The organism is Achromobacter sp. Marseille-Q4954, from assembly GCF_943737025.1.
Taxonomy (GTDB): Bacteria; Pseudomonadota; Gammaproteobacteria; order Burkholderiales; family Burkholderiaceae_B; genus Achromobacter; species Achromobacter bronchisepticus_A.
The window spans coordinates 1,274,092-1,298,579 of record NZ_CALSFQ010000001.1 but is presented as its reverse complement, the minus strand read 5'-3'; the positions used below and the strand labels follow the sequence as shown (position 1 = coordinate 1,298,579).

Below are 24,488 nucleotides of genomic sequence, written 5' to 3'. Positions count from 1 at the left end.
GCAAGCGATGTGATCGCCATGGACCTTATGGTTTCTCCACGAGGACTAGCTCGGGCACCATGCGCACGGCCTTGGCGAAGTTCGAGAAGTTCGGCGAGGTATCGATGACGGCGCGGTGGATCTCCTCCATCTGCTCGGGCGTGCCATCGGCGTCGATGCGCACGATGTACTTGACCTCGTCGTAGCCGGGGTTGACGTTCGCATCCAGCCCCAGGAAGCCACGTAGATCCAGTTCGCCGACCGTCTGGATCTCCAGCGACCGCACCGTCACACCCTTGGCGGCGGCATTGGCGACGTAGCCCACGGTCATGCACGCATTGAGGGCCGCCATGAGCAGCTCCTGCGGGTTGGGCGAGGTATTGGTGCCCAGCAGTTCGGCGGGTTCGTCGGCCGTGATGGTGAAGTCGCGCGCATGGGTCTTACCGCACAGGTCGTAGGACTTGACGGTCGTGGCGGAACGGGTCTGGCCGTCCCAGCGCGTGTTGACCTCGAACCTGGCAATTGCGTTGTCGGGGTTCTGGCGGATGCCTTCGGCGAACTGCCGGAAGCCGTCGACGTCGATGCCGTTGAGAGAGGTGGTCATGGGATCTCCTTGGGTGGGAAATTGAGGCCGGAAGCCCTGCGAAAACGGATACCGCCCCGTAATCTACCATCTAGCAGGTAGTTTTGCACAGCGGCGTTTTATCCAGGCCCTTTCAGATGGTGGATATCGGGGGCGCTCGCGCATTGCCGCACGCACCGCAGCTCCAGTTCCGATCACCTCGTCGGCAACCCCCAGTTCGCATTCCTGGCTGACCTCATGCTTCCAGCTCACGCCGCGATCCGGCGGAGAAATCCGCCCGAGCGCACGCGCACGCAGGCACAGCAAGCGTTTCAGCGCTCAATCCCGATTCCAGCCAGGCCTTGCGCCAGGGTTTCGTGGGAAAGCTCGCCGATGTACCGCGAGATCAGGCGACCCTGAGCGTCGAAGAAGAGCGTCGTGGGCAATGCCGCCTGCCCGCCGACACTGGCGGTAGCCTGGCCCTTCGGGTCGAGCAGCACATGGTGCAGCGTAAGCTTCATCCCGACGAGAAAGCTCTGCACCCTCTCGGCGGCCTCGCCCTGGTTCAAAAAGACGAAGTATGCGTGCGGGTAGTCCGCCTGTGCCTGTTGCAGCAACGGCATCTCGCGCCGGCATGGCGGGCACCAGGTGGCCCATAGGTTGACGACCATTGGCTTTCCCGCGAAGGATTGCAGTTCGACGCTCGTGCCCTCCAGGGTAAGTGCCGCCCCCGCGGGGATGCGGATGTCGCTGTGCATGTTCCACTGAAGGCTCACGGAGCCGATCACCCATGCGACGGTAGCAACGCCCAGGCCGGCCAGCAGCGGCTTGCGCGACTGCGAATGCCTGTCGCGATCCAGCGTCGTGGCGTAGAACCAGCCCGCAATCACACCGATCTGGCCGTTCCACCCACCGTCGCGGATGTCGAGGATATCCAGCGGCGCCTGCAGGTAGGCATCGCGGTACGAGTAAACGAAGGCCAGCCGGGAGACCACGATCGTGACCAACAACACCCGCCAGGCCAATGCCGCCACCTCAACACCTTGGCGTCGGCCCCAGGACACACCAACGACCATGCCGAGCGCCGCGGCCGCCACCGCCATCAGCAAGGACCACGGAAGCGCGATCGGGCCAACGTACAGCGCCGTCCCCATGGTCATGCTCCGGTGAAGGGTGATTCGCCGACCGGCATAGGGACCTCTGCGATCAGGCCTCCTCCCTGCCGGGATGCCAGCAGCAGCCTGCCGCCGTACAACAGTCCCATGCCGTCGCGATCGCGCAGGCCGATATCGAGCACACCGTGCCCTTGCGACCTGACAACGATCCCCGCGCCACTTCGTTCGTTATCCTCAACCAACAGCATGCACATCTGAGCTTCGTCTAGCCTGAACCTGGCGGCCATGCTAGGGGAGAAGTTCGCTGCATGCCGGTTGTGACGCCCGATCCTGCGGGATTTTAGTTTCGCTTCATCGGTTGGAATCAGCATCCCGGGCCAGTTTGGTCACCGACATGCTGAGGGTCGGCTACGGCTGGCGGTACAGCGCCTTGCGCAGCACCTCGGGGCTCGTGTGGGGCAGCTCGGGGCGCAGGTCTGTGCCACGCACATTCAGCGTGCCCATGCCTTCGCATCCGTTCAGAACCTCCGAGAGGTGTCGGGGCATGGTTTCGCCGCAAATCTGCGATCGCAACAACGGCTGCACTTCCTGTACTACCTGGACGATACGCGGACGGCATCCGGCCCACCTCCCTAAAAAACGGGCAACCCCCAGTTCGCATTCCTGGCTGACCGCGCAACCGCGCGCCGCCAAGGTATCGGCATCACCACAGAAGAGCCGATGCCATGCCCGCAATTCCTGTATCCCGGCACCTGGCCGGCGCCGGTCTCCTGGCCGCAGTGCTGGCCAGCGGCTGCGCGACTACTCCGGTGCCGCAAGCGCCCGAAGCCGTCGAAGAGGTTTCGCACGCGCCCAGGCCGGCAATGCCCGAGTTCGTGCCCGTCGCGCGTTATGGCCGCTACACCCTCGTAGAACTGGCGCCGATGGCGGCGCAGCGCGACCTGCTGCTGCAGACCATCGATGTCGCCATGCCCGAGGACGCCCGCGCCACGGTGGGCGACGGGCTGCGGCATGTGCTCAAGCGCAGCGGCTACGGCCTTTGCCAGACCATCCATGCCGTGATCGAGCTGTACGCGTTGCCGCTGCCGGCGGCACATCTGCATCTAGGCCCCATGACCTTACGCGATGCGCTGCTCACCCTGGCCGGCCCGGCCTGGGAGCTGCACGCGGATGACCGGGCGCGGCAGGTCTGCTTCGAGCGGCCTGGCCGCGACGCAGGCGGCGAGCCGATTTCCGAGTCGCCCACTGCGGAAACGGTGCAGACGGTCCCGCTGGCGCCTTCGGTTTCAGGAGGCCAGCCATGAACACGCCGCAATCTCCCCGGCGTCCAACTGCCGCAGTGGTGATGCAGAGCCTGGTGTGGCTATGGCTGATCTGCCTCAGCGTGCTGGTGGTCCTGGGCCACCAGACGATGAGCAACCCGGCGGAGCAGGAGAGACTCGATGCCCGCCTGCAACGCCTTGAAGCGCAGACGACCGGACTGGCCGAGACCACTCAGGACCTGCAGCAGCGGCCCGCGGCCGCCACCGCCGCAGGCCTGCAGGACACCCGCCATGCCCTGGAGGCGCGCATCGCCCAGGTCGAGCAGGGGCTGAGCGGCCATGCTGCGGCAGACGACCTCCAGGCGCTGCGCGCGGACGTCGAGCAGATCAAGGCGCGCCAGACGGCGACGCGAACCGCTGCATCGGCCCGGCCGCGTCCACAGAACCAACCCACTGCGGCCAGGCCCGAACCACCGCCGCTGCCGTTCCACGTCGCTGGCGCTGAACTGCGGGCCGGTCAGCGCAGCGTGTCCGTCGCACCGAATGACGGGGACTTCGCGCCCGACCAGCTTCAGGTGCTGCTGCCGGGCGATTCGGTCGGCCCATGGCGCTTGCAGGCGGTCGAAGGCAACACCGCGGTGTTTCAGGCCGGCGACCAGACCCGCCGCGTGGCAATTCCCTGACAGGAGCCGGCACCATGAAGCCATCGATCATCGTTTCCGCGCTCCTGCTGGCGACGCATTTGCCCGCCTCGGCGCAGCAGCCCGCTACGGTGCCCGCCCGCAACGCGCAGAGCCAGGAGCGGCCAACGGTCGCCCGCTCCCTGGACGATCGGGCGGCCAGCGAATGGGGTCTGCAACCGCAGGAATGGGCGCGCTACCGCGAGCTGATGGACGGGCGACTGGGCATCCAGTCGCCCAACCTGGACCCGCTGTCCGCCCTGGGCATCGAGGCGCGCACCGACGAAGAACGGCGGCGCTACGCGGAGCTGCAGGTGCAGGTCGAGGCGCGCCGCGTCGAGAAGCTGCTCGCCTACCAGCGCGCCTACGACGAGGCCTGGCAGCGCCTGAACCCTGGCATGCAGCGCGTGAACCTGCCCGACGACAAGCCAAGCGCCGTCGCCACGGGCGGCAGCGGGCGCATGGCCGTGTTCGTCAAGGACGGTTGCGCGGCTTGCGGGCAGCTCGTGCAGCGCCTGCAATCCTCAGGCACCGCGTTCGATGTGTACATGGTCGGCAGCCGCCAGGATGACGCGCGCATCCGCGACTGGGCCAAGCGCGCGCAGATTGACCCGGCGCGCGTGCGCGCCGGCAGCATCACGCTGAACCACGACGGCGGCCGCTGGCTGTCGCTGGGCCTGCCCGGCGATCTGCCCGCCGCCGTGCGCGAAGTGAACGGCCAATGGCAGCGCCAGCCGTAGCCATGCCCCTGCGCGCACTGGTGCTCGCTGCCGGCCTGTATGCCGGTGCCGCCCTGGCCCAGGAGGTTCCGCCACCGGCATACCAGCTTGCCGCCCAGCGCGCAGGCATCCCCTCGACCGTGCTCTACGCCGTGGCCTTGCAGGAGAGCGGCATCCGGCGCAACGGGCGCCTGGTGCCGTGGCCGTGGTCCCTCAACGTCGCCGGCCAGTCGCGCCGCTTCGCCACGCGCGCCGACGCCTGCGCTGGCCTGCAGCAGGCGATGCGCGCCACGCCGCACACGCGCATTGACGCGGGCCTGGGCCAGATCAACCTCGGCTACCACAAGCACCGCTTTACCGGCGCGTGCGACTTGCTGGACCCGTATCGCAACCTGGCCGTTGCCGCCGAGATCCTGAAGGAGCAACACACCCCCGGCGAGGAATGGCTGCTGGCGATCGGCCGCTACCACCGCCCCGCAGGCGGCGAGCCCGCCGCCCGCTATCGGCGCAGCGTGTCGCGCCACCTCGCGCGTGTGCAGGGCCCGCGCTCAACCGCCGCGGTACTCGCCGCGCGCCAGGAGACCTCCCCATGACGACAACCCATCGGACCAACATCACGTTGACGAGCCTTCTCGTACTGCTGGCAGGCCTGCCGCTGGCCTCGCGTGCCGGCGAGCCGCTGATCGTGGTCGAAGACCGCGGCGGCACGTCGGCATTGCCGTACTACGAAGCCCTGAACCTCCAGCCGCGCGCCAACGCGCCGGCCCGCCCACCCATCCCGACGCCCCGGGTTCCCGCCACGCCAGCGGACGAAGCCGCGATGCTGCCGGTGCGCAGCAGCAAGCTCACGCCCGGCACCGTCGCGCGGCGCGTGATCGAAGCGCCCGGCCTGCGGCCGTTCGCGGTCATCGGCGACGACGAGGCTTCCCGGGTCTGGTTGCAGCGCCGCGCCGCCGCTTTGCGTGAACGCAGCGCGGTCGGCTTGGTGGTCAACGTCGAGACCGCGCAGGGCCTGGCACGGCTGCGCGCTCTGGTGCCTGGCGTACCGCTCGCGCCCGTGGCCGGCGACGACCTGGCCGATCGCCTGGGCCTGCGGCACTACCCGGCGCTGATCACGGCCACCGGCATCGAGCAATGAAGCCATGTCAGGCAAACAGCCGGTCGAGGTTCTGCTACGCCCAGCGGTGGAGCTATACACCGTCGCGGCGTGTGCAGGCGCCGCGTTTCTGTGCCTGGTGGCCCCATGGTCGCTCGCGCTGAGCCCGGCCATGGGCATCGGCAGCGCCTTGGCGTTCGGCGCCTACGGCGCGATCCGCTACCGCGATGCCCGCATCATCCTGCGCTACCGGCGCAACATCCGCCGTCTGCCGCGGTACGTGATGACCAGCAAGGACGTGCCGGTCAGCCAGCAGCGCCTATTCGTGGGGCGCGGCTTTCTCTGGGAGCAGAAGCACACGCATCGGCTGATGCAGACGTACCGGCCCGAGTTCCGCCGCTACGTCGAGCATACGCCGGCCTACCGGCTGACCAGGCGCCTGGAGGAACGGCTGGAGTTCGCGCCGTTGCCGCTCTCGCGCCTGCCGAAGCTCACCGGCTGGGACGTGCCTTTCAACCCCGTGCGCCCGTTGCCGCCTGTGGGAGGCCTGCCAAGGCTGCACGGCATCGAACCCGACGAAGTGGACGTCAGCCTGCCGCTGGGCGAGCGCGTCGGGCACTCGCTGGTGCTGGGCACCACGCGGGTGGGCAAGACGCGTCTGGCCGAGTTGTTCGTTACCCAGGACATCCGGCGTAAGAACGCCGCGGGCGAGCATGAGGTCGTCATCGTCATCGATCCCAAGGGGGATGCCGATCTCTTGAAGCGGATGTACGTCGAAGCCCAGCGCGCTGGCCGCGAAGGCGAGTTCTACATCTTCCACTTGGGCTGGCCGGAAATCAGCGCCCGCTACAACGCCGTGGGCCGCTTCGGTCGGATCTCGGAAGTGGCGACACGCATCGCGGGGCAGCTCTCCGGCGAAGGCAACAGCGCGGCGTTCCGCGAGTTCGCATGGCGCTTCGTGAACATCATCGCTCGCGCCCTGGTGGAACTGGGGCAGCGCCCGGACTACATGCTGATCCAGCGCCACGTCATCAACATCGACGCGCTGTTCATCGAGTACGCCCAGCACTACTTTGCCAAGACGGAGCCCAAGGCCTGGGAGGTGATCGTCCAGATCGAGGCCAAGCTCAACGAGAAGAACATACCCAGGAACATGATCGGGCGCGAGAAGCGCGTCGTGGCGCTGGAGCAGTACCTGAGCCAGGCCCGCAACTACGACCCGGTACTCGACGGACTGCGCTCAGCGGTCCGCTACGACAAGACCTACTTCGACAAGATCGTCGCCAGCCTCCTGCCTCTGCTGGAAAAGCTCACCAGCGGCAAGATCGCCCAGCTCCTGGCGCCGAACTACTCCGACCTGGCCGACCCACGGCCGATCTTCGACTGGATGCAGGTGATCAGGAAGCGCGCCGTCGTCTATGTCGGCCTGGATGCGCTGTCTGATGCCGAGGTCGCCGCAGCGGTCGGCAACTCGATGTTCAGCGATCTCGTCTCGGTCGCCGGCCACATCTACAAGCACGGAATCGACGACGGCCTGCCGGGCGCATCGGCTGGTGCTCGCGTGCCGATCAATGTCCATGCGGACGAATTCAATGAACTCATGGGTGACGAATTCGTGCCGCTGATCAACAAAGGCGGCGGTGCCGGGCTGCAGGTCACGGCGTACACGCAGACCCTCTCGGACATCGAGGCCCGCATCGGCAACCGTGCGAAGGCCGGCCAGGTGATCGGCAACTTCAACAACCTGTTCATGCTGCGCGTGCGCGAGACGGCCACCGCCGAACTGCTGACGAGGCAGTTGCCGAATGTCGAGGTCTATACCACCACCATCGTCTCCGGCGCGACCGACAGCTCGGACATCCGTGGCGCGACGGATTTCACATCGAACACTCAGGACCGCATCAGCATGTCCAGCGTGCCGATGATCGAGCCGTCGCACGTCGTCGGCCTGCCCAAGGGCCAGTGCTTCGCGCTGCTGCAGGGCGGTCAGCTTTGGAAGGTGCGCATGCCGCTGCCGGCGCCGGACCCGGATGAGGTGATGCCGGCGGACTTGCAGCAACTGGCCGGGTACATGCGCCAGAGCTACAGCGAGGCCACTCAGTGGTGGGAGTTCACCAGTTCCCCGAACCTGCAGGATGCAGCCTTGCCCGATGACCTGCTGGATGATGCTGCTCCGGTCGAGCCTGGCGCGGTATCCACCGATACCGACCAGCGCACCGACGAGGCCGCGCCATGAAGGACGCCGCCTCGACCGCGCAACGGGAGCAGAACCAGCGCCAAGGCCTGATCGTCGGCACCATCACCTTGCCGTTCCGGCTGCTCGGCGTACTGATCGGCTCGCTGCTGTTCTCCATCCTGGTCGAGTGCGTCGGCATGCACCTGTTCTGGAAGGATCAGGGCTGGCGCCACTCCCAGCAGATGTTGCAGTACGAGCTGGGACACCTCTCCAACCACTTTACGCGCAGTGTGGTCGTACAGGAGCCGGGGCGCACGGCGCACGAGCTGGTGGATACCGGCTACGAATGGGTGTTCGTGCGCTCGGGGTTGCTGGAGCGCATGAGCCGGACCGCCGAGCGCGCCCGTGCGCCCAGCCACGAGCAGACGCACAACTTCCGCTACTACATCAGCCAGGCCTATGTCTGGGCCGAGAGCTACCTGGTCGCCGCGGCCTTCACGACGCTGACTTTCCTTGTGCGCCTGCTGGTCCTGGTGCTCACGCTGCCGCTGATCCTCACTGCGGCATTCGTCGGCCTGATCGACGGCCTGGTGCGACGGGATGTGCGCCGGTTCGGCGCGGGCCGCGAATCCGGCTTCATCTACCACCGCGCGAAGGCCAGCCTGATGCCCCTGGCCGTGCTGCCCTGGGTCACCTACCTGGCGCTGCCGATCTCGGTGCATCCGCTGGTGATCCTGCTGCCCAGCGCAGCCTTGCTGGGACTGGCCGTGAGCCTGACCGCGGGCAGCTTCAAAAAGTACCTCTAGACCATCAATCCGGTCGTGCGCGGGTTCCTATTGTTTGCGGCCTAAAACAGCCCTGATCTCCACGATCAACCCATTGCTGATCACACAGGAATGGCGCGATGGTGGCTTCGATCTGGCTGCGCGCCGCGCATCGCGGCGTGCCCACTTTTCTCGTGATGGCCCTCGTGCTGGGCCAGTCCCCGATGGCGTTGGCCGAGTCCCCGGCGCAGCGCCAGGAGTTGGTCGCCGCGCTGCGCCAGCTCGACGCGCTGGAACGCACCGTCGCGGACAGCGCCGCGCATACCCCCATCACGCCGGGCGAGCGCTACCACTTCGACTACCCGCGGCTGCTGGCTGACTTGGCGCGCGTGCGCGCCGGCATCCAGTTCCACCTGACGCCATCACGCGCTCAGCCGCGCGACCCCTCCGAACTGGCCGGCGACTACCGCACCGAGCGGGCCGCTTCGCCATCGCCGAAGACGACTGCGGAGGGCGAGCAATGAACGGCGCCCAGGTCTCGGCATTTCAAGCCAACAGCGGCATCGCGCCTTCGGCGATGGCGACCGTCCTGGTCGGCGCCGTGTTCGCGGTCCTGCTCGTGTGGGGCGTCTGGGCCATCCGAACGGCCTACGTGGGGTGGTCCGAGAGCCGCCTCAACCAGCGCCAGTTCCTCGGCGTCTGCATCCGCTTCGTCGCGATGTACCTCGTCCTGAGTTTCTTCCTCCTGTCCTGACCTGAAAGGCCCGACCATGCACAACCGCATCCTCACCTCCCGCTTTGCTCAGCGCGCCGCCGTGGCCCTGGGCGCCGCCGCTCTGCCGGCGCTGTCGTTCGCACAAGGTCTGCCGCAGTTGGAGAACCCGACGCGCGGCACCGGCAACGGCATCATGGAGACCATCCGCAACTACGGCTACGACATCATCATGCTCGTGGCCCTGCTGGTGGTGGCATCGATGTTCATCGGCGTCTGCTACCACGCCTACGGCACTTACGCGGAAATCCACACTGGCCGCAAGACGTGGGGCCAGTTCGGCCTCACGGTCGCCATCGGCGCCGTCCTGCTCGTGATCGGCATCTGGCTGCTCACCGAAGCCACCGGCATCCTGTAAGCGAGGCCGCTATGTCCGAGCAGCAGCACGTCCGCGCGGACGGGACGGTCACGTTCCTTCCGAACCGGCTCAATCGCCATCCCGTGGTTGTGCGGGGCCTCACCGCCGACGAACTGTGGATCTGCTGCGGCCTGTCCGGTGCCGCCGGCCTGCTGGTCGGCACGCCGCTGTCCTGGGTGTTCCGCACGATCGCGCTGGCACCGACGTTCGTCGTCCTGGGCGTGGCGCTGGGCGTGTTCATCGGCGGCGGCATCCTGCGCCGCCTCAAGCGCGGGCGCCCCGACACCTGGCTGTATCGGCAATTGCAATGGCGCATCGCCACGCGCCATCCGCTGATGGCGGGCTGGGTCGGTGGCCATGTGCTGATCTCGCGCTCCGGCTTCTGGACCACCCGGCGGTCTGCTTCAAGGAGCGCACGATGAGCCGCTTCAAGAACGAGATCACCCACCTGCAGGCGCACATCAGGACGCTTCGCCTGGGTGCCGGTGCCCTGGTCATCGTCGCCCTGGTCATGGGTGGCGGCTGGTGGAGCGCGCCGCGCGACCTGACCATCCACGTCCCGCCTGACCTGCGCTCGGGCAGCACCCGCAAGTGGTGGGAGGTGCCGCCCGAATCGGTCTATGCGTTCACGTTCTACGTGTTCCAGACCCTCAACCGATGGCCGACCAATGGCGAAGAGGACTACCCGCGCAACCTTCACACGCTCTCGCCGTACCTCACCCCGTCCTGCCAGGCCTTCCTGCGCGCGGACTACGACTACCGCCGCAGCACGGGCGAGCTGCGCCAGCGCGTGCGCGGCATCTACGAAATCCCTGGCCGCGGCTACGGCGACGACCCTACGGCGCGCGTGCGCACGATCTCCGATCGCGACTGGGTGGTGACGCTGGACATCACCGCGGACGAGTACTACGGCGCGGAACAAGTCAAGCGCGCCCTGGTGCGCTACCCCGTGAAAGTCACCAAGGTGGACATCGACCCCGCGCGCAACCCCTTCGGCCTGGCACTCGACTGCTACGACGGCACGCCCCAGCGCATCAACGCCCCGGAACCGACGCGCTCGGCGCCAAGTGGCCTGTCTCCGCAAGCTCCTCAAGGAGGAACCACCCCATGAAGCACCCTGTACTCGCGCTGCTGGGGCTGCTGGCCGTGGCCGCGGCACCCGTTGCCCAGGCGGTGGAAATCCTGCGCTGGGAACGCATGCCGCTGGCGGTGCCGCTGAAGGTCGGCCAGGAGCGCATCGTGTTCATCGACCGGAACGTGCGTGTGGGCGTGCCCGCGGGCCTCGGCGAACGCCTGCGCGTACAGAGTGCGGGCGGCGCGGTGTACCTGCGCGCCAACGAGCCGATTGAGCCCACGCGGCTGCAATTGCAGGACGCCGACACCGGCGCGCTGATTTTGCTGGACATCGCGGCCGAGTCGCCCAAGGACGGGGAAGCCGAACTGGAGCCAGTGCGCATCGTCGAGGGCAACAGTACCCCCCCGCGCTATGGCGAGCAGCTTGACGGTGCGGAGCCTCCCGCGCGTGGCCAAGACCAGCCGGGTGTGCGGCCGGTGCGGCGCGAAACCCCGGTTCCGGTTGTCCTGACACGCTTCGCCGCGCAGAACCTTTACGCGCCGCTGCGCACCGTGGAGCCACTGCCGGGCGTCATGCGCGTCAATCTGCGGCGCGACATGGACCTCGGCACGTTGATGCCGACATTGCCCGCTCGCGCGGTGGCGCTCGCGTCGTGGCGTCTGGAAGACCAATGGGTGACGGCCGTGCGCCTCACCAACACCAGCTCCGGCTGGGTCAACCTTGATCCGCGTGTGCTGCAAGGCGACTTCCTCACCGCGACCTTCCAGCACGAGGCGCTGGGTCCGCGCGGAACGCCCGAGGACACGACCGTCCTGTACCTGGTGACGCGCGGGCGCGGCCTGGCGCAGTCGCTGCTGCCGGCCATTCATCGTTTCGATCCAGCCGTGCATCTGCCGCAACCAGAAGCCGAAGCCACCGAAAGCAAGGAGGCCGACCATGCGCAGTAACGGCCTGCTCAAGTGGCTGATGATCCCGGTCGCGCTGCTGGTGCTGTTCGTCGGCATCCGGCTGTTCTCGGGCGGCAGCACGTCGGCGCCACCCGCTGGCGATGCCAGCGCCCGGCTCACGCCCGAAGAAATGAAAGCACTGGGCATCGAGGGCGATACCCCGCGCGACACCGTGGCGACCCTGGTGGCGCAGGTGAAGCAGTTGCGCACCGAGCTTCAGACGGCGCTCTCGGACAACAAGTCCCAGCGTGAGGAGAACCAGCGGCTGCGTCAGCGCGAGAACTCGATCGACCAGCGCATCAACTCTGCGCTGGAGTCCGAACGCTCCAACCTGCGGCGCGACCAGCAGCAGGCGGCCAGCGAGCGCCAGCAGACCGAGGGGCTGCTCGCCGATCTGCAGCGGCGCCTGGACAGCATTGGCGGGCGTGGCGGCAGCCATGCCGATCTGCCCGTGGGCCTGGGGCTGCAGGGGGGGGACGAGGTCGGGATGGAAGGCGGCATGCGCTGGGTTGAACCGGATGACGCGAAGCCTGCCGAGGGACGCAACGGGGGCCGCGGCACGGCTGGCGGCATGAGCTTCCCGACGAGCTTCGGCCCCGCGCAACGCACGCTGGAAACCACGGCTGAGATCGTGGCGAACGCGGACGCGCGCGCCGCCGGGGTCAAAGCCGCGAAGCCCGTCTATACCGTCCCCACGAACTCCACGCTCATGGGCTCGGTCGCGATGACCGCGCTGATCGGGCGTGTGCCGATCGACGGCACGGTCAACGATCCGTATCCGTTCAAAGTGCTGGTCGGGCCGGACAACCTGACCGCCAATGGCATCGAGGTTCCCGACGTGGCCGGCGCCGTGTTCAGCGGCACCGCATCGGGCGACTGGACGCTTTCGTGCGTGCGCGGCCAGGTGCGCAGCATCACGTTCGTCTTCAACGACGGCACGATCCGCACGATTCCCGAAGACCGCGAAGGAAACCAGCAGAACAACCAGCAGCGCGATGGCTTGGGCTGGATCAGCGATCCCTACGGCATTCCCTGCGTCAGCGGCGAGCGGCGCAGCAACGCCCAGCAATACCTCGGCTCGCAAGCCCTGATCACCGCGGCCGGTGCCGGCGTGGCCTCGCTCATCGAGAGCGACAGCGGGCGCATGTCCTATGTCGGCTCGGACGGCTCCATCGGCACCGTGGGTATCAGCGGCCAGGAAGCGGTCGGCCAAATTCTCGCGGGCGGCGTGCGGGACATGTCGGCTTGGGTCAACAAGCTCTACGGCCAAGCGTTCGCCGCCGTCTATGTCCAGCCCGGCGCGAAGGTCGCCGTTCACCTCGAAAAGCCGCTCGCCATCGACTTCGATCCCGAAGGCCGCAAGGTCGATCACCGCGCAGGAGAAAGCCATGCACTCGAACTTGAATAGCTTGGCCCGTGGCCTGGCGCTGGTCCTCGCCGTCGCGGCGCTCGGCGGCTGCGCCACCAGCAAGGAAAAGCTGCTGACCCACGGTGACCGCACGATGATGGACATCTGGCAGCAGGAGGCCGGCGACGGCGGTGGCGCAGCCGGACGGAATGCCGGCCGCCAACTGCTCGATGCGCGCCAGAGCCTGCGTCGGCCGCTGACCGACGCCGACATGCAGGCCGCGCCTGCCGAGCAGATGCGCTATACGCGCACCGCGCGCAACGAGGTCCATCACCAGTTCCAGCGCCTGCCCAATCCCGATCTCGTCATGTACGTGTATCCGCACCTGGCGGGCACGGACCCGGTGCCGGTTCCGGGCTACACCACGGTCTTCCCCCTGTACCAGCGCATCCAGTACGCCATGCCAGGCGAGCGCGTGGAGGCCTACTGATGCGGTGGAAACTTCCCTGGCCGAAGCTGGCGGGCGCCGGCATCAGCGGCCCGGCCGGCGATGAGCAGCCGGACGGCTGGCAGCGCCACGTCGAAGCCTTGCAGCAGGCCGGCATCCCCGAACCCGGCGCCCCGGTGCAGGGCCGCAGGCCGGCGACCGTGGCCGAGGAGCAGGCGCTGTACGGCGTCGCCCCGTCCTTCGTGGAACTGCTGCCCTGGGTGGAATTCTTGCCCGAGTCGAAGGCCATGCTGTTGGAGGACGGTCAATCCGTAGCCGCCTTCTTCGAGCTGGTGCCGCTGGGCACCGAGGGCCGGGAGCCTGGCTGGCTCGCGCATGCCCGCGACGCCCTGGAAAACGCGCTCCAGGACAGCTTCGATGAACTGGACGAGAACCCCTGGGTGCTCCAGCTATACGCACAGGACGAACCGAGCTTTGACCAATACATGCAGACCCTGTGCGACTACGTGCAGCCACGCGCCCGCGGCACGGCATTCACCGAGTTCTACCTGCGCTTCTTCCGTCACCACCTGCGCGCGGTAGCCAAGCCGGGCGGCCTGTTCGAGGACACGGTGGTTACCCGTCTGCGCTGGCGCGGGCAGACGCGGCGCGTGCGCATGGTGGTCTATCGCCGTGCCACCGGGCAGGCAAGCCGCCGCGGCCAGACGCCCGAACAGATGCTGAACATCGTCTGCGACCGCCTGTGCGGCGGGCTGGCGAACGCCGGCATCCAGGCACGGCGCATGGTCGCGGCGGACGTTCACGACTGGCTGCTGCGGTGGTTCAATCCGCGCCCCGCGATGCTCGGGCCCAGTACAGAGGACCGGGAGCGCTTCTACGCACTGGCGCGCTACCCCGACGAGACCGAGGCCGGCGAGATCGAGTTGGCGAGTGGGCAGGATTTCAGCCAGCGGCTGTTCTTCGGCCAGCCACGCTCTGACGTGGAGCACGGCACCTGGTACTTCGACGGCATGCCGCACCGTGTGCTGATCACCGACCGGCTGCGCATGCCGCCCGGCACGGGACACCTGACCGGCGAGACCCGCAAGGGCGATGCGATCAACACGCTGTTCGACCAGATGCCGGAAGACACCTTGCTTTGTCTCACGATGGTCGCCACGCCCCAGGACGTCCTTGAATCGGATCTGAACCACCTGGCGAAGAAGGCCGTGGGCGAGACGCTGGCGTCGGAGCAGACGCTCAAGGACGTGAACGAGGCCCGCTCCCTGATCGGCAGCGCGCACAAGCTCTACCGGGGCACGCTGGCGTTCTACCTGCGCGGGCGCGACGAGGCGGAACTGGACCGGCGCGGCCTGGACCTCACGAACGTGATGCTCAACGCCGGCTTGCAACCAGTGCGAGAGGACGACGAGGTGGCGCCGCTCAACAGCTACCTGCGCTGGCTGCCGTGCTGCTACAACCCCGGCAAGGATCGGCGCCGGTGGTACACGCAACTGATGTTCGCCCAGCACGCGGCGAACCTGTCGCCGGTATGGGGCCGTGCCCAGGGTACGGGGCATCCCGGCATCACGATGTTCAACCGTGGCGGCGGACCGATCACCTTCGATCCGCTCAACAGGTTGGACAGGCAGATGAATGCCCACCTGTTCCTGTTCGGCCCGACGGGCTCGGGCAAGAGCGCCACGCTCAACAACCTGCTGAACCAGGTCACGGCCATTTATCGGCCGCGCCTCTTTATCGTGGAAGCCGGCAACAGCTTCGGTTTGTTCAGCGACTTCGCCAGGCGCCTGGGCCTGACCGTGAACCGGGTCAAGCTGGCCCCGGGCTCGGGCGTGACCCTGGCGCCATTCGCTGACGCACGCCGGCTGATCGAGACGCCCAGCGACGTGCAGACACTCGATGCCGACGCGCTGGACGAAGACTTGCCACCGGATGCCTCGGCCATGGAGGCGGACGAGCAGCGCGACGTCTTGGGCGAACTGGAGATCACGGCGCGCCTGATGATCACGGGCGGTGAGGACAAGGAAGAAGCGCGGATGACGCGGGCCGATCGCTCGCTGATCCGCCAGTGCATTCTCGACGCCGCCGAGCACTGCCACGGTGGAGGTGGTAGCGAGAAGCGCACCGTGCTCACGCGCGACGTGCGCAACGCGCTACGCACGCGCGGCCAGGCCCCGACGCTGCCCGAGATGCGGCGCGTGCGGCTGCTGGAGATGGCGGACGCGATGGACATGTTCTGCCAAGGCACGGACGGCGAGATGTTCGACCGCGACGGCACGCCGTGGCCCGAGGCCGACATCACCCTGGTGGATCTCGCGACCTATGCGCGCGAAGGCTACAACGCGCAGCTCTCCATCGCCTACATCAGCCTGATCAGCACGGTGAACAACATCGCCGAGCGCGACCAGTACCTGGGCCGTCCGATCATCAACGTGACCGACGAAGGTCACATCATCACCAAGAACCCGCTGCTTGCACCCTACGTAGTAAAAATCACAAAAATGTGGCGCAAGCTAGGGGCCTGGTACTGGTTGGCTACACAAAATATCGACGACCTGCCGCGCGCCGCGGAGCCCATGCTCAACATGATTGAGTGGTGGTTGTGCCTGTCGATGCCGCCGGACGAAGTGGAAAAGATCGCTCGGTTCCGCGAACTCTCGCCCGCGCAGAAGGCATTGATGCTCTCGGCGCGCAAAGAGGCAGGCAAGTTCACCGAGGGTGTCATCCTCTCCAAAAGCATGGAGGTGTTGTTCCGCGCCGTGCCGCCGAGCCTTTACCTCGCGCTCGCGCAGACCGAGCCCGAGGAGAAGGCCGAGCGCTACCAGCTCATGCAGCAATACGGTTGCACCGAGCTGGAAGCCGCCTTCAAGGTGGCCGAGAAGATCGACCAGGCACGCGGCATCGAGTCGCCCGCCTTGGAACTTTCGTAAGCCGGAGAACGCCATGGAACAGAAACGTCCTTCCATTCCGATGCAGGTCCAGGCGTTCCGCCGTCGGCGCTGGCGGCCCCGCTGGCCCTGGGCGTTGGCCGCCGCGCTGCTTTCGCTGATGCTGATCTGGATCGTGTCCCGCTTGCCTGGCGAGTCCACGCCTCAGACTTCAGCGCCGGCCAGCGAGACGCAGGTGGCTGGGCCTCCGTGGCAGATGGGCAACCCGGCAGGCCGTTTCACGCTGACGCTCTACGCGGACCTCGAATGCCCGTTCTGCCGGTCCTATCTCCCAGTAATCAAGCGTTGGGTGGCCGGCAATGCGGACGTGGCCTTGCAATGGCATCACCTGCCGTTGGCCGCGCATGAGCCGGCCGCGTCCGCGGAAGCGCGCCTGGCGGAATGCGCGGGCGAAGCCAACGGCCATGCCGCCTTCTGGCAGGTCGTCGAGTGGGTCTATGCCCATACACGCAGCGACGGCCAGGGCGTGCCCGAGGACCTGCGCTACCCCGACCTTACGCCAGCCATCGAGCAGTGCATCGCGAGCGAGCGGCCCGACGCGGCGATTCGCACCCAAACTGCGGAAGCCACGAACAGCGGCGTGACCGCCACGCCGTCGCTGCGGCTGCACGATCGCGAAACCGGCAAGGCGATTCTGCTGCAGGGTCCGATCGAGGGCGATGCCTTGCTGTCGGCCATGGACATGCTCGCGGCCGGCGATCCCGCCGCCACACCCACATCGGAAATGCCTGCCGACGTCGTCGGCGACATGCCCAGGTAGCCCCGGTCTTCAAGGCTACGGCGCAGTCCGCTGCGCTGACCGCACCCCGTTCGCCTCGCATCCTGGTCGCGAACGATCACCGCTGCCGCGGTGATGGATGCAGTTTTTTCGTTCCCCAGGAGGGCTTGCCCTCCCAGGGCGCGCGCCCTCCGATCTCACCGTCTGGAGGTTCGCCATGTCTTTCGTCGTCAATGACTCCTGCCTGGATTCGCTTTCCGCCATCGCTGCCCAACACGAGGACTGGATCATCCAGCACGCCATCGTGCTGCTGGAGAGACGGATCTTCAAAGCTGGACCGTGCCTCAGCCGACCGGCCGCCGTGCGGGAGTACCTGCGCCTGAAACTGGTCGCCGAGCCCAATGAGATATTCGCCGCTGTGTTCCTGGACAGCATGCACCAGGTGCTGGCCTACGAGCCGTTGTTCAGGGGCACGATCAACTCGACTTCGGTCTATCCGCGTGTCGTCGTGCAGCGTGTGCTGGAGTTGAATGCCGCCGCGGTGGTCTTCGCCCACCAGCATCCCTCGGGTGTCTCCGAGCCGTCCAGCGCGGATCGCATGCTGACCCAGCAACTGCAAGCTGCGCTGGCACTCATCGATGTGCGGGTACTGGACCACATCATCGTCGGCCAGGGCGCCCCGTTCTCCTTTGCGGAGTCCGGCCTGCTGTAAGGGTTGCACTGCTTCGTTGATCAGCGCGGAGGCTTCGGCCTCCGATTTTTCTTCGCGGCGACACAAGCAGGTATGCGGGGAGGCCGCAATGCGCATTGTTTGTTGGGGCCGCATGGGGTTCGGCGTTTGACTATGGCCCTGATCAACTTCCGGGGTGCAAGACATGCCAGGAGCTTTTACCCGGTTCGCACCAGGCTGGCGAACCCTTGGCCTGGCCGTGGCGCTGCCGGCGTCTCTGGCGGTGTTCAGCCCGGCCACCTTCGCTGCCGACGTGGTGGTCGTCACCGACAGTCGCCACCCGGTCAAGACCATGGGCGGCGAACGGCTGATCGAGTTGGACCAGGCATCCCGACTCGAAGCTGAGCTTTCCGCGGATCTGCCAGCCGATTCCGAGCGGGCGGTAGCCGTCGTCCGGCAACGGCTGAACCATGGGGGCACCGACCTTCAGCGCCGCATCGGCACCGCCTACCAAGGCATCACCGACGCATGGAGCCTGGGCGTCGCCACCATCCCGGCCGTCGTGGTGGATCAACGCTATGTGGTCTATGGCGAGCCTGACATGGCCCGGGCCGTGTCCCGCATCGAGCAGCACCGGAGGACGCAGCCGTGACCCATCGCCCATTCGACCTGCTGCGCCGCCTGCGCGTCGCCGTGGCCTCGCTGCTGCTGGTCAGTGCCACGGGCAGCTACGCCCTGAACACCGCCACCATCGTGTCCTCCGTCATGTCGCCGGACTGCCTGGAGTACCGGGTGGTGGGCATCTGCTACTGGCTGTATTGCACCTGGACGGGCTGCACGGTGCGCACATCCACCAAGGTCCGGCACTACGTGCCCGATGCGGTCGTCTCCAGTTACAGCAACACCGGAGAGAACCCCTGGGTCGAAGTGCGGGCGATGAGCATGCCGAACGCCTCGGCCCAGGCGGGCGGCGACGGCACCACCAACGAAGACCACGAAAACAACCTCGCCAAATTCAAAAACAGTGACGTCATCGGACACCCCGGCGGCGAGGTGTTCAACCAGTTCGCCTCGTCCTCCGGCTACTTCTGCCAAGGCGCGGGCACGGCCTTCATGCCGTATCTGCTCAGCACCCTGGATACGCTGGCCTGGCGCTACAACGTGCCCGAGTCCGTCTATCCCGAGGCCCTGATTCCGGGAATGCGTGAGGTGGGCGCTCGTACCACCGTGAACCTCTGGGGCAATGTGTACCCCCGCGGTGGTTTCCTGCACCAGACCGACGACCACAAATCCGGGGCCGTGGTCGCCCAGCGTGCGGGCGATGTCGTCACGCGCCGCGGGCAGTTGCACGTGTACCAGCCGCTGCTCGCCAGCGCGCGCGATGGCTACTGGCCAGCCGGCGCGCTGGTCGAAGGCGATGCCTCCACCGGGAAGTGGCAAGAACTGACGCCTCGGCTGTCGAACACCTGCGTGGTTTTCCCCCACAGCGGCACGCTGACCCAGGCCCAGCAAGGCGATTACGCCTGGGCGCTGTGGCGGCCCTATGCCTGCTGCGAACGCCGTGGCCAGGTGTTTCTGGGCAGCGTCGATTTCCTCTGAGGTGCCACGATGAAGCGTCCTGAACCGATGAACCTCTCCACCAGGGCGTGCCGCCTGTTGCGCCCGACACCGCTGGCTGGCGCGCTCGCCCTGGTCTGCAGCCTGGCGTGGGCGCAGGTTGGATACCAGAACAGCGGCCCCGTCATCGGCGATGACGTCATGTACTCGATCGGTGGCGGCAGCGCCGTGTCCATGGGCCGCGCGGCCGGCATGCGCTCCATCGGCGTCGGTGTGGGCTGGAACAGCAACCTGATCTGCGGCGACATGAGCATCCAGACCACGCTGCGCAATCAGCTCAATGGGATCACGAATGGATTCCAGCAGATCATGAGCAACGTGATCCAGAGCGCGACCAGCGCGGTCGCATCGCTGCCTGCGCTGATCATCCAGCGGGCCGATCCGGGCTTGTATAACCTGTTGACCAACGGCGTGCTGCAGGCAAGGCTGGATTTCGACCGCTCGAAGCTGACGTGTCGCGCCATGGCCGAGAAGATGGCTGAGACGGCGGGCGGGCAGCTTGGCTGGAGTCAGATGGCCGAAGGCATGGCACTGCGCGATGCCGTGAGCAGCAACGATGCCGTGTCGGCCGTCGAGCAGGCCGAGACGCGCCGCGGCAACGACGGCGTGCCATGGGTGGGTGGCAGCAATGCCGGTGGCGCAGGCCAGTCCGCCATCCGGGTGGTCGGCGACGTCACCCGCGCGGGCTACAACCTGGTCAACGGTCGTGGCGTGACGGACACGTCCTCCATCGCGTCCGCCAGTTGTGCGAGCCTGTCCTGCCAGACCTGGACGTCGCCGCAGCAGGCGACCGAATGGGCCACGCGGGTCCTCGGAGAGCAGGTGCAGCGCACCTGCGACTCCTGCACCAAGACCGAGACGGTGCCCGGCGTCGGGCTGACGCCGCTGATCCAGGAAGAGTACGAGGCGAAGCTGGAGGTCCTTCAGGAGCTGGTTTCCGGCACGCGCAATACCACCTTTGAGAACCTGCGCGAGGCCGGCAGTACGTCGCTGCCAATCACGCGCGGCGTGATCGAGGCGCTGCGCGACGAGCCGGACCAGGACCTTCTGGCGCGGCGCCTCGCGTCGGAGGTGGCGCTGTCGTCGGTGCTGGAAAAAGCGCTGCTGCTCCAGCGCACGCTGCTCACGGGCAAGAAGGAGCCCAACGTCGCAGCCAACGAACTCGCGGTCGAAGCCGTGAACCACGAGAGCGACACGCTCGACCAGGAGATCCGCAACCTGAAGACGGAGCTGGAGCTGCGCCGCGAGCTGGCAAACAACTCACCGATGGCCATCATCCAGCGGCACGGCACGCGCGCGGCAGGCTCGCGCGGCATCTACGAGGGTGATCCGGTACCCGACCGCCTCGACCAGTTGCAGAAGGGCAATCCAGGAGCCAGGCCATGAGCGCGGCGCGCATGACTTGGCCCCCCTTGCGCTGGCTGTTCAGCCGGCGCGCGGCGAAGGCGCTGCTGTGGACGGTGCTGATCGTTGCCGCCGCGGTCGCGGCCAACATCGCCGGCATCTACCTGGTCGGCAGCGTTGCCGGATGGGAGCGGTGGCTCGCCGCCGCTGCGGGTTACTTCTTCGTGTGGCGGCTGTGTCTGTACGGGGCGACGGTGTACGGGTGGATCTGGATGCGCCGCCGGCTGCTGGAACGTGAGGACGACGCCCAGGCGCGGCGCCGCCTGGTGCGCACCGAGATCGCGGGCGTCATCGCCATCGTGGCGCTGGAAGCCAGCCTGCTGATGCAGGCGGGTTGAGGGGAGATGGCGCCATGACCCTGTTCACGACCGACTACCTAGAGTACTACCTGACGCTGGTGTCCTGGATCGTCAACAACGGCATCTGGGCCGTGCTGGTATCCAGCGGCGTCTTCGCGCTGCCTTTCGTGGCGATCATCGTGCAGGAGTGGTTGAAGGCCCGTGCAGAAGGCGCCGACGAGGGCAATAAAGGCGTGCTGAGCGCCGCCCGCATCGAGAACCGGGTCTTCGTCGCCATCGTGGTGGTGATGTTCGCGGGCATCCCGTTCATCGACGTGGACCTGAACACCATCCAGTACGACAGCTCGCGCTCGGCGCAATGTCAGGTCAGTGTGCCGCAGCCCTCGAATACCGGCTGGTCGCAATCTTTCAGCACGCTCAACAACCAGTCGGCGAAGGTGCCGGTGTGGTGGGCGTTCATCCACGCGCTCTCGCGCGCCGTCACCGGCGCTTCGGTGGCGGCAATCCCGTGCGGCACGGACCTGCGGCAGATGCGCATGGAGATCGACGCCACGCGCATCGACGACCCGGTACTGGCTCAGGAAGTGGCGGATTTCTCGCGGGATTGCTATGGGGCTGCACGGGCGAAATTATTCATGCAGCGCCCTCAGCTCGATGAGCAGCAGATGCACGACGTGACCTGGATCGGCTCGCGCTTCTTCACGGACACGAACGGCTATTACGACACGTATCGTTCCAGCACGCCGCGCGATGACTGGCCTTACGACAGCAACCGAGATGCAGGGCTCGCGCAGGTAGCAAGCGGCGGCGGCTACCCGACCTGCAGGCAATGGTGGGCCGACGGCAGCAATGGCCTGCGGGCGCGGCTTCTGGGCCAGGTGGACCCGAGCCTGCTCAATCGCTTGGCGGGCTGGGCTGGCTTCCTGAGCCGGGCCGACGTGGACGATTCGGTGATCCGCGCGATCGCGTCACCGCGGCAGCAGAAGCTGAACCAAGGCAGCGTCTATACGGACTACGGTGGCCAGATCGAAATGACCGACCCGAACATCATCACCCGGGCGGCAGCCGACGTAGGACTGGCGGTGGGCTCGTTGGGCTACTTCCCCTCCATGGATGCAATGCGCCAGGCCCTTCCGATGGTGCTGGCGCTCTTGAAGATGGCGCTGGTTATCTGCATTCCGGTGGTGCTCATGGTTAGCACCTACAACCTGAAAACACTCGTGACGGTCAGCGTGGTGCAGTTTGCGCTGTTCTTCGTGGATTTCTGGTTTCAACTCGCGCGCTGGATCGACAGCACCATTCTGGACGCGCTCTACGGATGGGGCTGGGGATGGAACCGGCCGCATACGAATTTCGATCCGGTCATGGGCCTCAACAATGCCTTCGGAGACATGCTGTTGAATTTCGTCATGGCGACGATGTTCATCGTGCTGCCCTTGTTCTGGGTAACCGCCTTGGGATGGGCGGGCTACGCCGTGGGGGGCATGTTGCAAGGGCTTGCTGCCGGTACGGCAGGCGCCAAAGCGGCCGGCGGCAAGGCCGCCGACATGGCCTTTGGCGGCGCTATGAAGTGGGCATCGACACCTAGCAAGAAGAAATAGTGCCATGCTTCTTCGCTAGGTCTCATCAGATGGATCATGTGGATCTATCCGATACTCATCGTGGGTATAGAGGCCAAAACCGGCGTGGCCGTGCCGCCACTCTGGTTCGGGCGGCTCCCATTCGACGGTATCGTGCCCCTGGGCCACAAACACCAGCGCGACCAGCAGCAAGGCCAGCCAGAAAGCAACGTAGAGCAGCAGCCCCAGGACAGCCAGTTTGCCGGCCCACAGCAGCGCAGCAGCGCCGGCCAACGGCACACCCTTGGACACCAACCAGTTTGACGCCCGACGTTCGCTGCGCGCGTAGGCGCGCCACCCGCGGCCAAGGGCGCGGCCGAGGCGTTCTGCAGTGCTGATGCGGGTCGTGATGCTCATGGTCGTCTCCTGCTACTGAGGGATGCCTATTCGAGTTTGGTCCATTTCATTCTGCTGCGGGCTTCAAAGTGCTTCATGACGCTTCGTCATCCGGTTCCACCGGGCCGGGGTCAGGCTCCACGCCGACGCGATACGTGGCAACGAAGTGCGGCCAGTCCACATGGTCCACCAGGTCGATGTCATCGACAACGCCAACCTTTGCTGCCGCACGCTCGAACAGGGCGATGCTCTTGGCGGGATAGTTGTTGCGCGACGGATAGAGCACCCCATCGAACAGCGGCTGGCCATCGCCGCTGAACATCGCATGCACCTGGGCAGACACCTGCTGCGTGTGCGTGTAGTCGCGGCTGGCCAACTGCTCTAGGTTCAGGCCGAAGTAGCCCGCCATGACGCCCGACGCCGTGAGGTCGGCCAGGAGCACGTCGTCCATCACGCCCACCGCGCGCACCATCCGGGCCTGGACTTCTTTCAGCGCGATCGAGCGTTGCGTGTCCGCAAGCCACTGATGCTTGTGAAACACCGACTCCATCAGCGCCGTGGGCAGGTCGCGCCCCAAATAGAGCACGCCATAGGCCCGTGCCGGATCATCGTAGCGATTGGTGCTACCGCGGCCATAGTACAGCCTGCTGCCTCGATAGACGACACGGCTCACATGCTGGAGCAGTTCGCCGGCATCGATCAGGAACGAAGGCAGCTCGCGGCTCACGGCGGTCTTGCCTCAATGCACCTGAACGCCCAGCACGTTGAACACGGCCTCGGCCACGTCGTCGATCGTGCCATGCGTCACCGCATCCACCGGCGAGCGACCGCCCAAGCCTTCGAGCGGTTCGGTCAGCGCTCGGTAGATCGTCCAGGGGTCGATGCCCTCGACCTCCTGAAGCACGGTTTGGGTCAACTGCTGCTTCACCGGGTCGAGCTGCCAGTCGGGCAGCTTCTGGCCGCGCGGTCCCACGTTCAGCGCCAGCAGCCGACGGGCGAGGATGTCCTTGTAGATCTGCTGGCGCGACTTGTCCGCCAGCTTGGCGAACTCCGCGGGCGGCAGGTTGTGCGGCTGGTTGAAGGCCTCCAGCAGCACGGCGCGGCCACGCTGGACGTCGGTTTCAGTCGGTGCCCAACTCGTGTCGGCACGCAGCGCGGCCGCTTTGCGCTCCAGGGCATGCTCCACCGTTTCGCCTGCGAGGTTAGCGGGCAGTTTCACCGCTTCCACGCGCTCGTGAACGAACGCCTGCAACTCGGCCGCGAATGCCGTGGCGTCCCGGATTTCAACGGTATCCGCGAAACGGCGCACGTCCTCCACGGTGACGCGCGGAAGACGATCGGCAATGAATTCAATGGCGGTGGGCATGGTCATCTCCCAAGCAGGTTTGAGACAAGATTCACTCTAGTCGCGTTTGTCGCGTTTGTCAACTTGGACGCCTAGGGGCAACCTACCTGGCGGAAGCAGCATCTCCGCAGCATAGGCCGAGGCCATCACCTGGTCGCCGTCCAATCCATTCGAGCAGATTCCACATTGGCGCTGGAGCCGCAACCCAGGCCCCGCTATACCGAAACGGTT

The 24,488-nt window shown here is 66.7% G+C and carries 29 protein-coding genes; 23 read left to right on the top strand and 6 right to left on the bottom strand.

Annotated features, from left to right (window positions below):
* Positions 1–25: 25 nt before the first annotated feature.
* From NGK62_RS06040 to NGK62_RS06030, 3 genes are all read right to left on the bottom strand, one after another.
* Positions 26–583 (bottom strand): OsmC family protein, encoded by a 558-nt coding sequence (locus tag NGK62_RS06040; protein WP_020206716.1) that lies wholly within the window; start codon positions 581–583, stop codon positions 26–28.
* 290 nt (positions 584–873) lie between these two features.
* Positions 874–1,695, bottom strand: coding sequence for a TlpA family protein disulfide reductase (locus NGK62_RS06035; RefSeq protein WP_029044396.1), 822 nt, complete (start codon positions 1,693–1,695; stop codon positions 874–876).
* 2 nt (positions 1,696–1,697) lie between these two features.
* Positions 1,698–1,904: a hypothetical protein gene (locus NGK62_RS06030; protein WP_251877739.1), complete on the bottom strand. Its 207-nt coding sequence runs from the start codon at positions 1,902–1,904 to the stop codon at positions 1,698–1,700.
* Positions 1,905–2,381: 477 nt separating this feature from the next.
* Between NGK62_RS06030 and pilL2 the strand changes: the two genes are divergently transcribed.
* The 23 genes from pilL2 (at position 2,382) to NGK62_RS05915 (ending at position 22,558) form a co-directional block, all read left to right on the top strand.
* Entirely contained in the window at positions 2,382–2,960 is a 579-nt protein-coding gene (gene pilL2 / locus NGK62_RS06025) for a PFGI-1 class ICE element type IV pilus protein PilL2 (RefSeq protein ID WP_029044395.1), read from the top strand.
* The gene (locus NGK62_RS06020) at positions 2,957–3,601 is read left to right on the top strand and encodes a hypothetical protein (protein WP_029044394.1); all 645 of its coding nucleotides are present in this window, start codon (positions 2,957–2,959) and stop codon (positions 3,599–3,601) included. The genes pilL2 and NGK62_RS06020 overlap by 4 nt, the downstream gene beginning before the upstream one ends.
* Before the next feature lie 14 nt (positions 3,602–3,615).
* Entirely contained in the window at positions 3,616–4,338 is a 723-nt protein-coding gene (locus NGK62_RS06015; protein ID WP_020206710.1) for a TIGR03759 family integrating conjugative element protein, read from the top strand.
* Positions 4,320–4,910 carry a transglycosylase SLT domain-containing protein gene (locus NGK62_RS06010; RefSeq protein ID WP_029044393.1) on the top strand — a complete coding sequence of 197 codons (591 nt, stop codon included), beginning with the start codon at positions 4,320–4,322 and terminating at the stop codon, positions 4,908–4,910. The genes NGK62_RS06015 and NGK62_RS06010 overlap by 19 nt, the downstream gene beginning before the upstream one ends.
* A complete protein-coding gene (locus NGK62_RS06005; protein ID WP_041106336.1) occupies positions 4,907–5,455 on the top strand; it encodes an integrating conjugative element protein in 549 nt (182 codons plus the stop codon). Before NGK62_RS06010 ends, NGK62_RS06005 begins: the two co-directional genes overlap by 4 nt.
* 4 nt (positions 5,456–5,459) lie before the next feature.
* Positions 5,460–7,649 carry a type IV conjugative transfer system coupling protein TraD gene (traD, locus tag NGK62_RS06000; protein WP_029044392.1) on the top strand — a complete coding sequence of 730 codons (2,190 nt, stop codon included), beginning with the start codon at positions 5,460–5,462 and terminating at the stop codon, positions 7,647–7,649.
* Positions 7,646–8,395, top strand: a complete 750-nt coding sequence (locus NGK62_RS05995) for a TIGR03747 family integrating conjugative element membrane protein (protein ID WP_041106338.1) — start codon at positions 7,646–7,648, stop codon at positions 8,393–8,395. The genes traD and NGK62_RS05995 overlap by 4 nt, the downstream gene beginning before the upstream one ends.
* A gap of 98 nt (positions 8,396–8,493) precedes the next feature.
* Positions 8,494–8,877 (top strand): integrative conjugative element protein, RAQPRD family, encoded by a 384-nt coding sequence (locus NGK62_RS05990; RefSeq protein WP_041106340.1) that lies wholly within the window; start codon positions 8,494–8,496, stop codon positions 8,875–8,877.
* The gene (locus tag NGK62_RS05985; RefSeq protein ID WP_003821106.1) at positions 8,874–9,107 is read left to right on the top strand and encodes a TIGR03758 family integrating conjugative element protein; all 234 of its coding nucleotides are present in this window, start codon (positions 8,874–8,876) and stop codon (positions 9,105–9,107) included. Before NGK62_RS05990 ends, NGK62_RS05985 begins: the two co-directional genes overlap by 4 nt.
* 16 nt (positions 9,108–9,123) lie before the next feature.
* Positions 9,124–9,483: a TIGR03745 family integrating conjugative element membrane protein gene (locus NGK62_RS05980; protein WP_021195311.1), complete on the top strand. Its 360-nt coding sequence runs from the start codon at positions 9,124–9,126 to the stop codon at positions 9,481–9,483.
* An 11-nt stretch (positions 9,484–9,494) separates the two neighbouring features.
* Entirely contained in the window at positions 9,495–9,905 is a 411-nt protein-coding gene (locus tag NGK62_RS05975) for a TIGR03750 family conjugal transfer protein (RefSeq protein ID WP_021195312.1), read from the top strand.
* A complete protein-coding gene (locus tag NGK62_RS05970; protein WP_020207103.1) occupies positions 9,902–10,594 on the top strand; it encodes a PFL_4703 family integrating conjugative element protein in 693 nt (230 codons plus the stop codon). The genes NGK62_RS05975 and NGK62_RS05970 overlap by 4 nt, the downstream gene beginning before the upstream one ends.
* Complete coding sequence (locus NGK62_RS05965) at positions 10,591–11,505, top strand: TIGR03749 family integrating conjugative element protein (protein ID WP_020207102.1); 915 nt, start codon at positions 10,591–10,593, stop codon at positions 11,503–11,505. Before NGK62_RS05970 ends, NGK62_RS05965 begins: the two co-directional genes overlap by 4 nt.
* The gene (locus NGK62_RS05960; protein WP_021195313.1) at positions 11,495–12,913 is read left to right on the top strand and encodes a TIGR03752 family integrating conjugative element protein; all 1,419 of its coding nucleotides are present in this window, start codon (positions 11,495–11,497) and stop codon (positions 12,911–12,913) included. The genes NGK62_RS05965 and NGK62_RS05960 overlap by 11 nt, the downstream gene beginning before the upstream one ends.
* Complete coding sequence (locus NGK62_RS05955) at positions 12,894–13,343, top strand: TIGR03751 family conjugal transfer lipoprotein (protein WP_031329484.1); 450 nt, start codon at positions 12,894–12,896, stop codon at positions 13,341–13,343. The genes NGK62_RS05960 and NGK62_RS05955 overlap by 20 nt, the downstream gene beginning before the upstream one ends.
* On the top strand, positions 13,343–16,231 hold the full coding sequence (locus tag NGK62_RS05950) for a conjugative transfer ATPase (RefSeq protein WP_021195315.1): 2,889 nt from the start codon (positions 13,343–13,345) through the stop codon (positions 16,229–16,231). The genes NGK62_RS05955 and NGK62_RS05950 overlap by 1 nt, the downstream gene beginning before the upstream one ends.
* A 13-nt stretch (positions 16,232–16,244) precedes the next feature.
* Positions 16,245–17,009, top strand: a complete 765-nt coding sequence (locus NGK62_RS05945) for a DsbA family protein (RefSeq protein WP_021195316.1) — start codon at positions 16,245–16,247, stop codon at positions 17,007–17,009.
* 175 nt (positions 17,010–17,184) lie between these two features.
* A complete protein-coding gene (locus tag NGK62_RS05940) occupies positions 17,185–17,679 on the top strand; it encodes a JAB domain-containing protein (RefSeq protein ID WP_020204513.1) in 495 nt (164 codons plus the stop codon).
* A 163-nt stretch (positions 17,680–17,842) separates the two neighbouring features.
* A complete protein-coding gene (locus tag NGK62_RS05935) occupies positions 17,843–18,289 on the top strand; it encodes a TIGR03757 family integrating conjugative element protein (RefSeq protein ID WP_029043922.1) in 447 nt (148 codons plus the stop codon).
* Positions 18,286–19,236, top strand: coding sequence for a TIGR03756 family integrating conjugative element protein (locus NGK62_RS05930; RefSeq protein ID WP_020204511.1), 951 nt, complete (start codon positions 18,286–18,288; stop codon positions 19,234–19,236). Before NGK62_RS05935 ends, NGK62_RS05930 begins: the two co-directional genes overlap by 4 nt.
* Positions 19,237–19,245: 9 nt before the next feature.
* On the top strand, positions 19,246–20,640 hold the full coding sequence (locus NGK62_RS05925) for an integrating conjugative element protein (protein ID WP_029043921.1): 1,395 nt from the start codon (positions 19,246–19,248) through the stop codon (positions 20,638–20,640).
* Positions 20,637–20,996 carry a hypothetical protein gene (locus NGK62_RS05920; RefSeq protein WP_020204509.1) on the top strand — a complete coding sequence of 120 codons (360 nt, stop codon included), beginning with the start codon at positions 20,637–20,639 and terminating at the stop codon, positions 20,994–20,996. The genes NGK62_RS05925 and NGK62_RS05920 overlap by 4 nt, the downstream gene beginning before the upstream one ends.
* 14 nt (positions 20,997–21,010) lie before the next feature.
* Positions 21,011–22,558, top strand: coding sequence for a conjugal transfer protein TraG N-terminal domain-containing protein (locus NGK62_RS05915; RefSeq protein WP_231522157.1), 1,548 nt, complete (start codon positions 21,011–21,013; stop codon positions 22,556–22,558).
* Between the two features lie 15 nt (positions 22,559–22,573).
* Here the strand turns inward: NGK62_RS05915 and NGK62_RS05910 are convergent, their stop codons facing one another.
* From NGK62_RS05910 to NGK62_RS05900, 3 genes are all read right to left on the bottom strand, one after another.
* The gene (locus NGK62_RS05910; RefSeq protein WP_020204507.1) at positions 22,574–22,933 is read right to left on the bottom strand and encodes a DUF3742 family protein; all 360 of its coding nucleotides are present in this window, start codon (positions 22,931–22,933) and stop codon (positions 22,574–22,576) included.
* A gap of 73 nt (positions 22,934–23,006) precedes the next feature.
* Entirely contained in the window at positions 23,007–23,639 is a 633-nt protein-coding gene (locus NGK62_RS05905) for an RES family NAD+ phosphorylase (protein ID WP_020204506.1), read from the bottom strand.
* A 12-nt stretch (positions 23,640–23,651) separates the two neighbouring features.
* Complete coding sequence (locus NGK62_RS05900) at positions 23,652–24,278, bottom strand: hypothetical protein (RefSeq protein ID WP_029043920.1); 627 nt, start codon at positions 24,276–24,278, stop codon at positions 23,652–23,654.
* Positions 24,279–24,488: the final 210 nt, after the last annotated feature.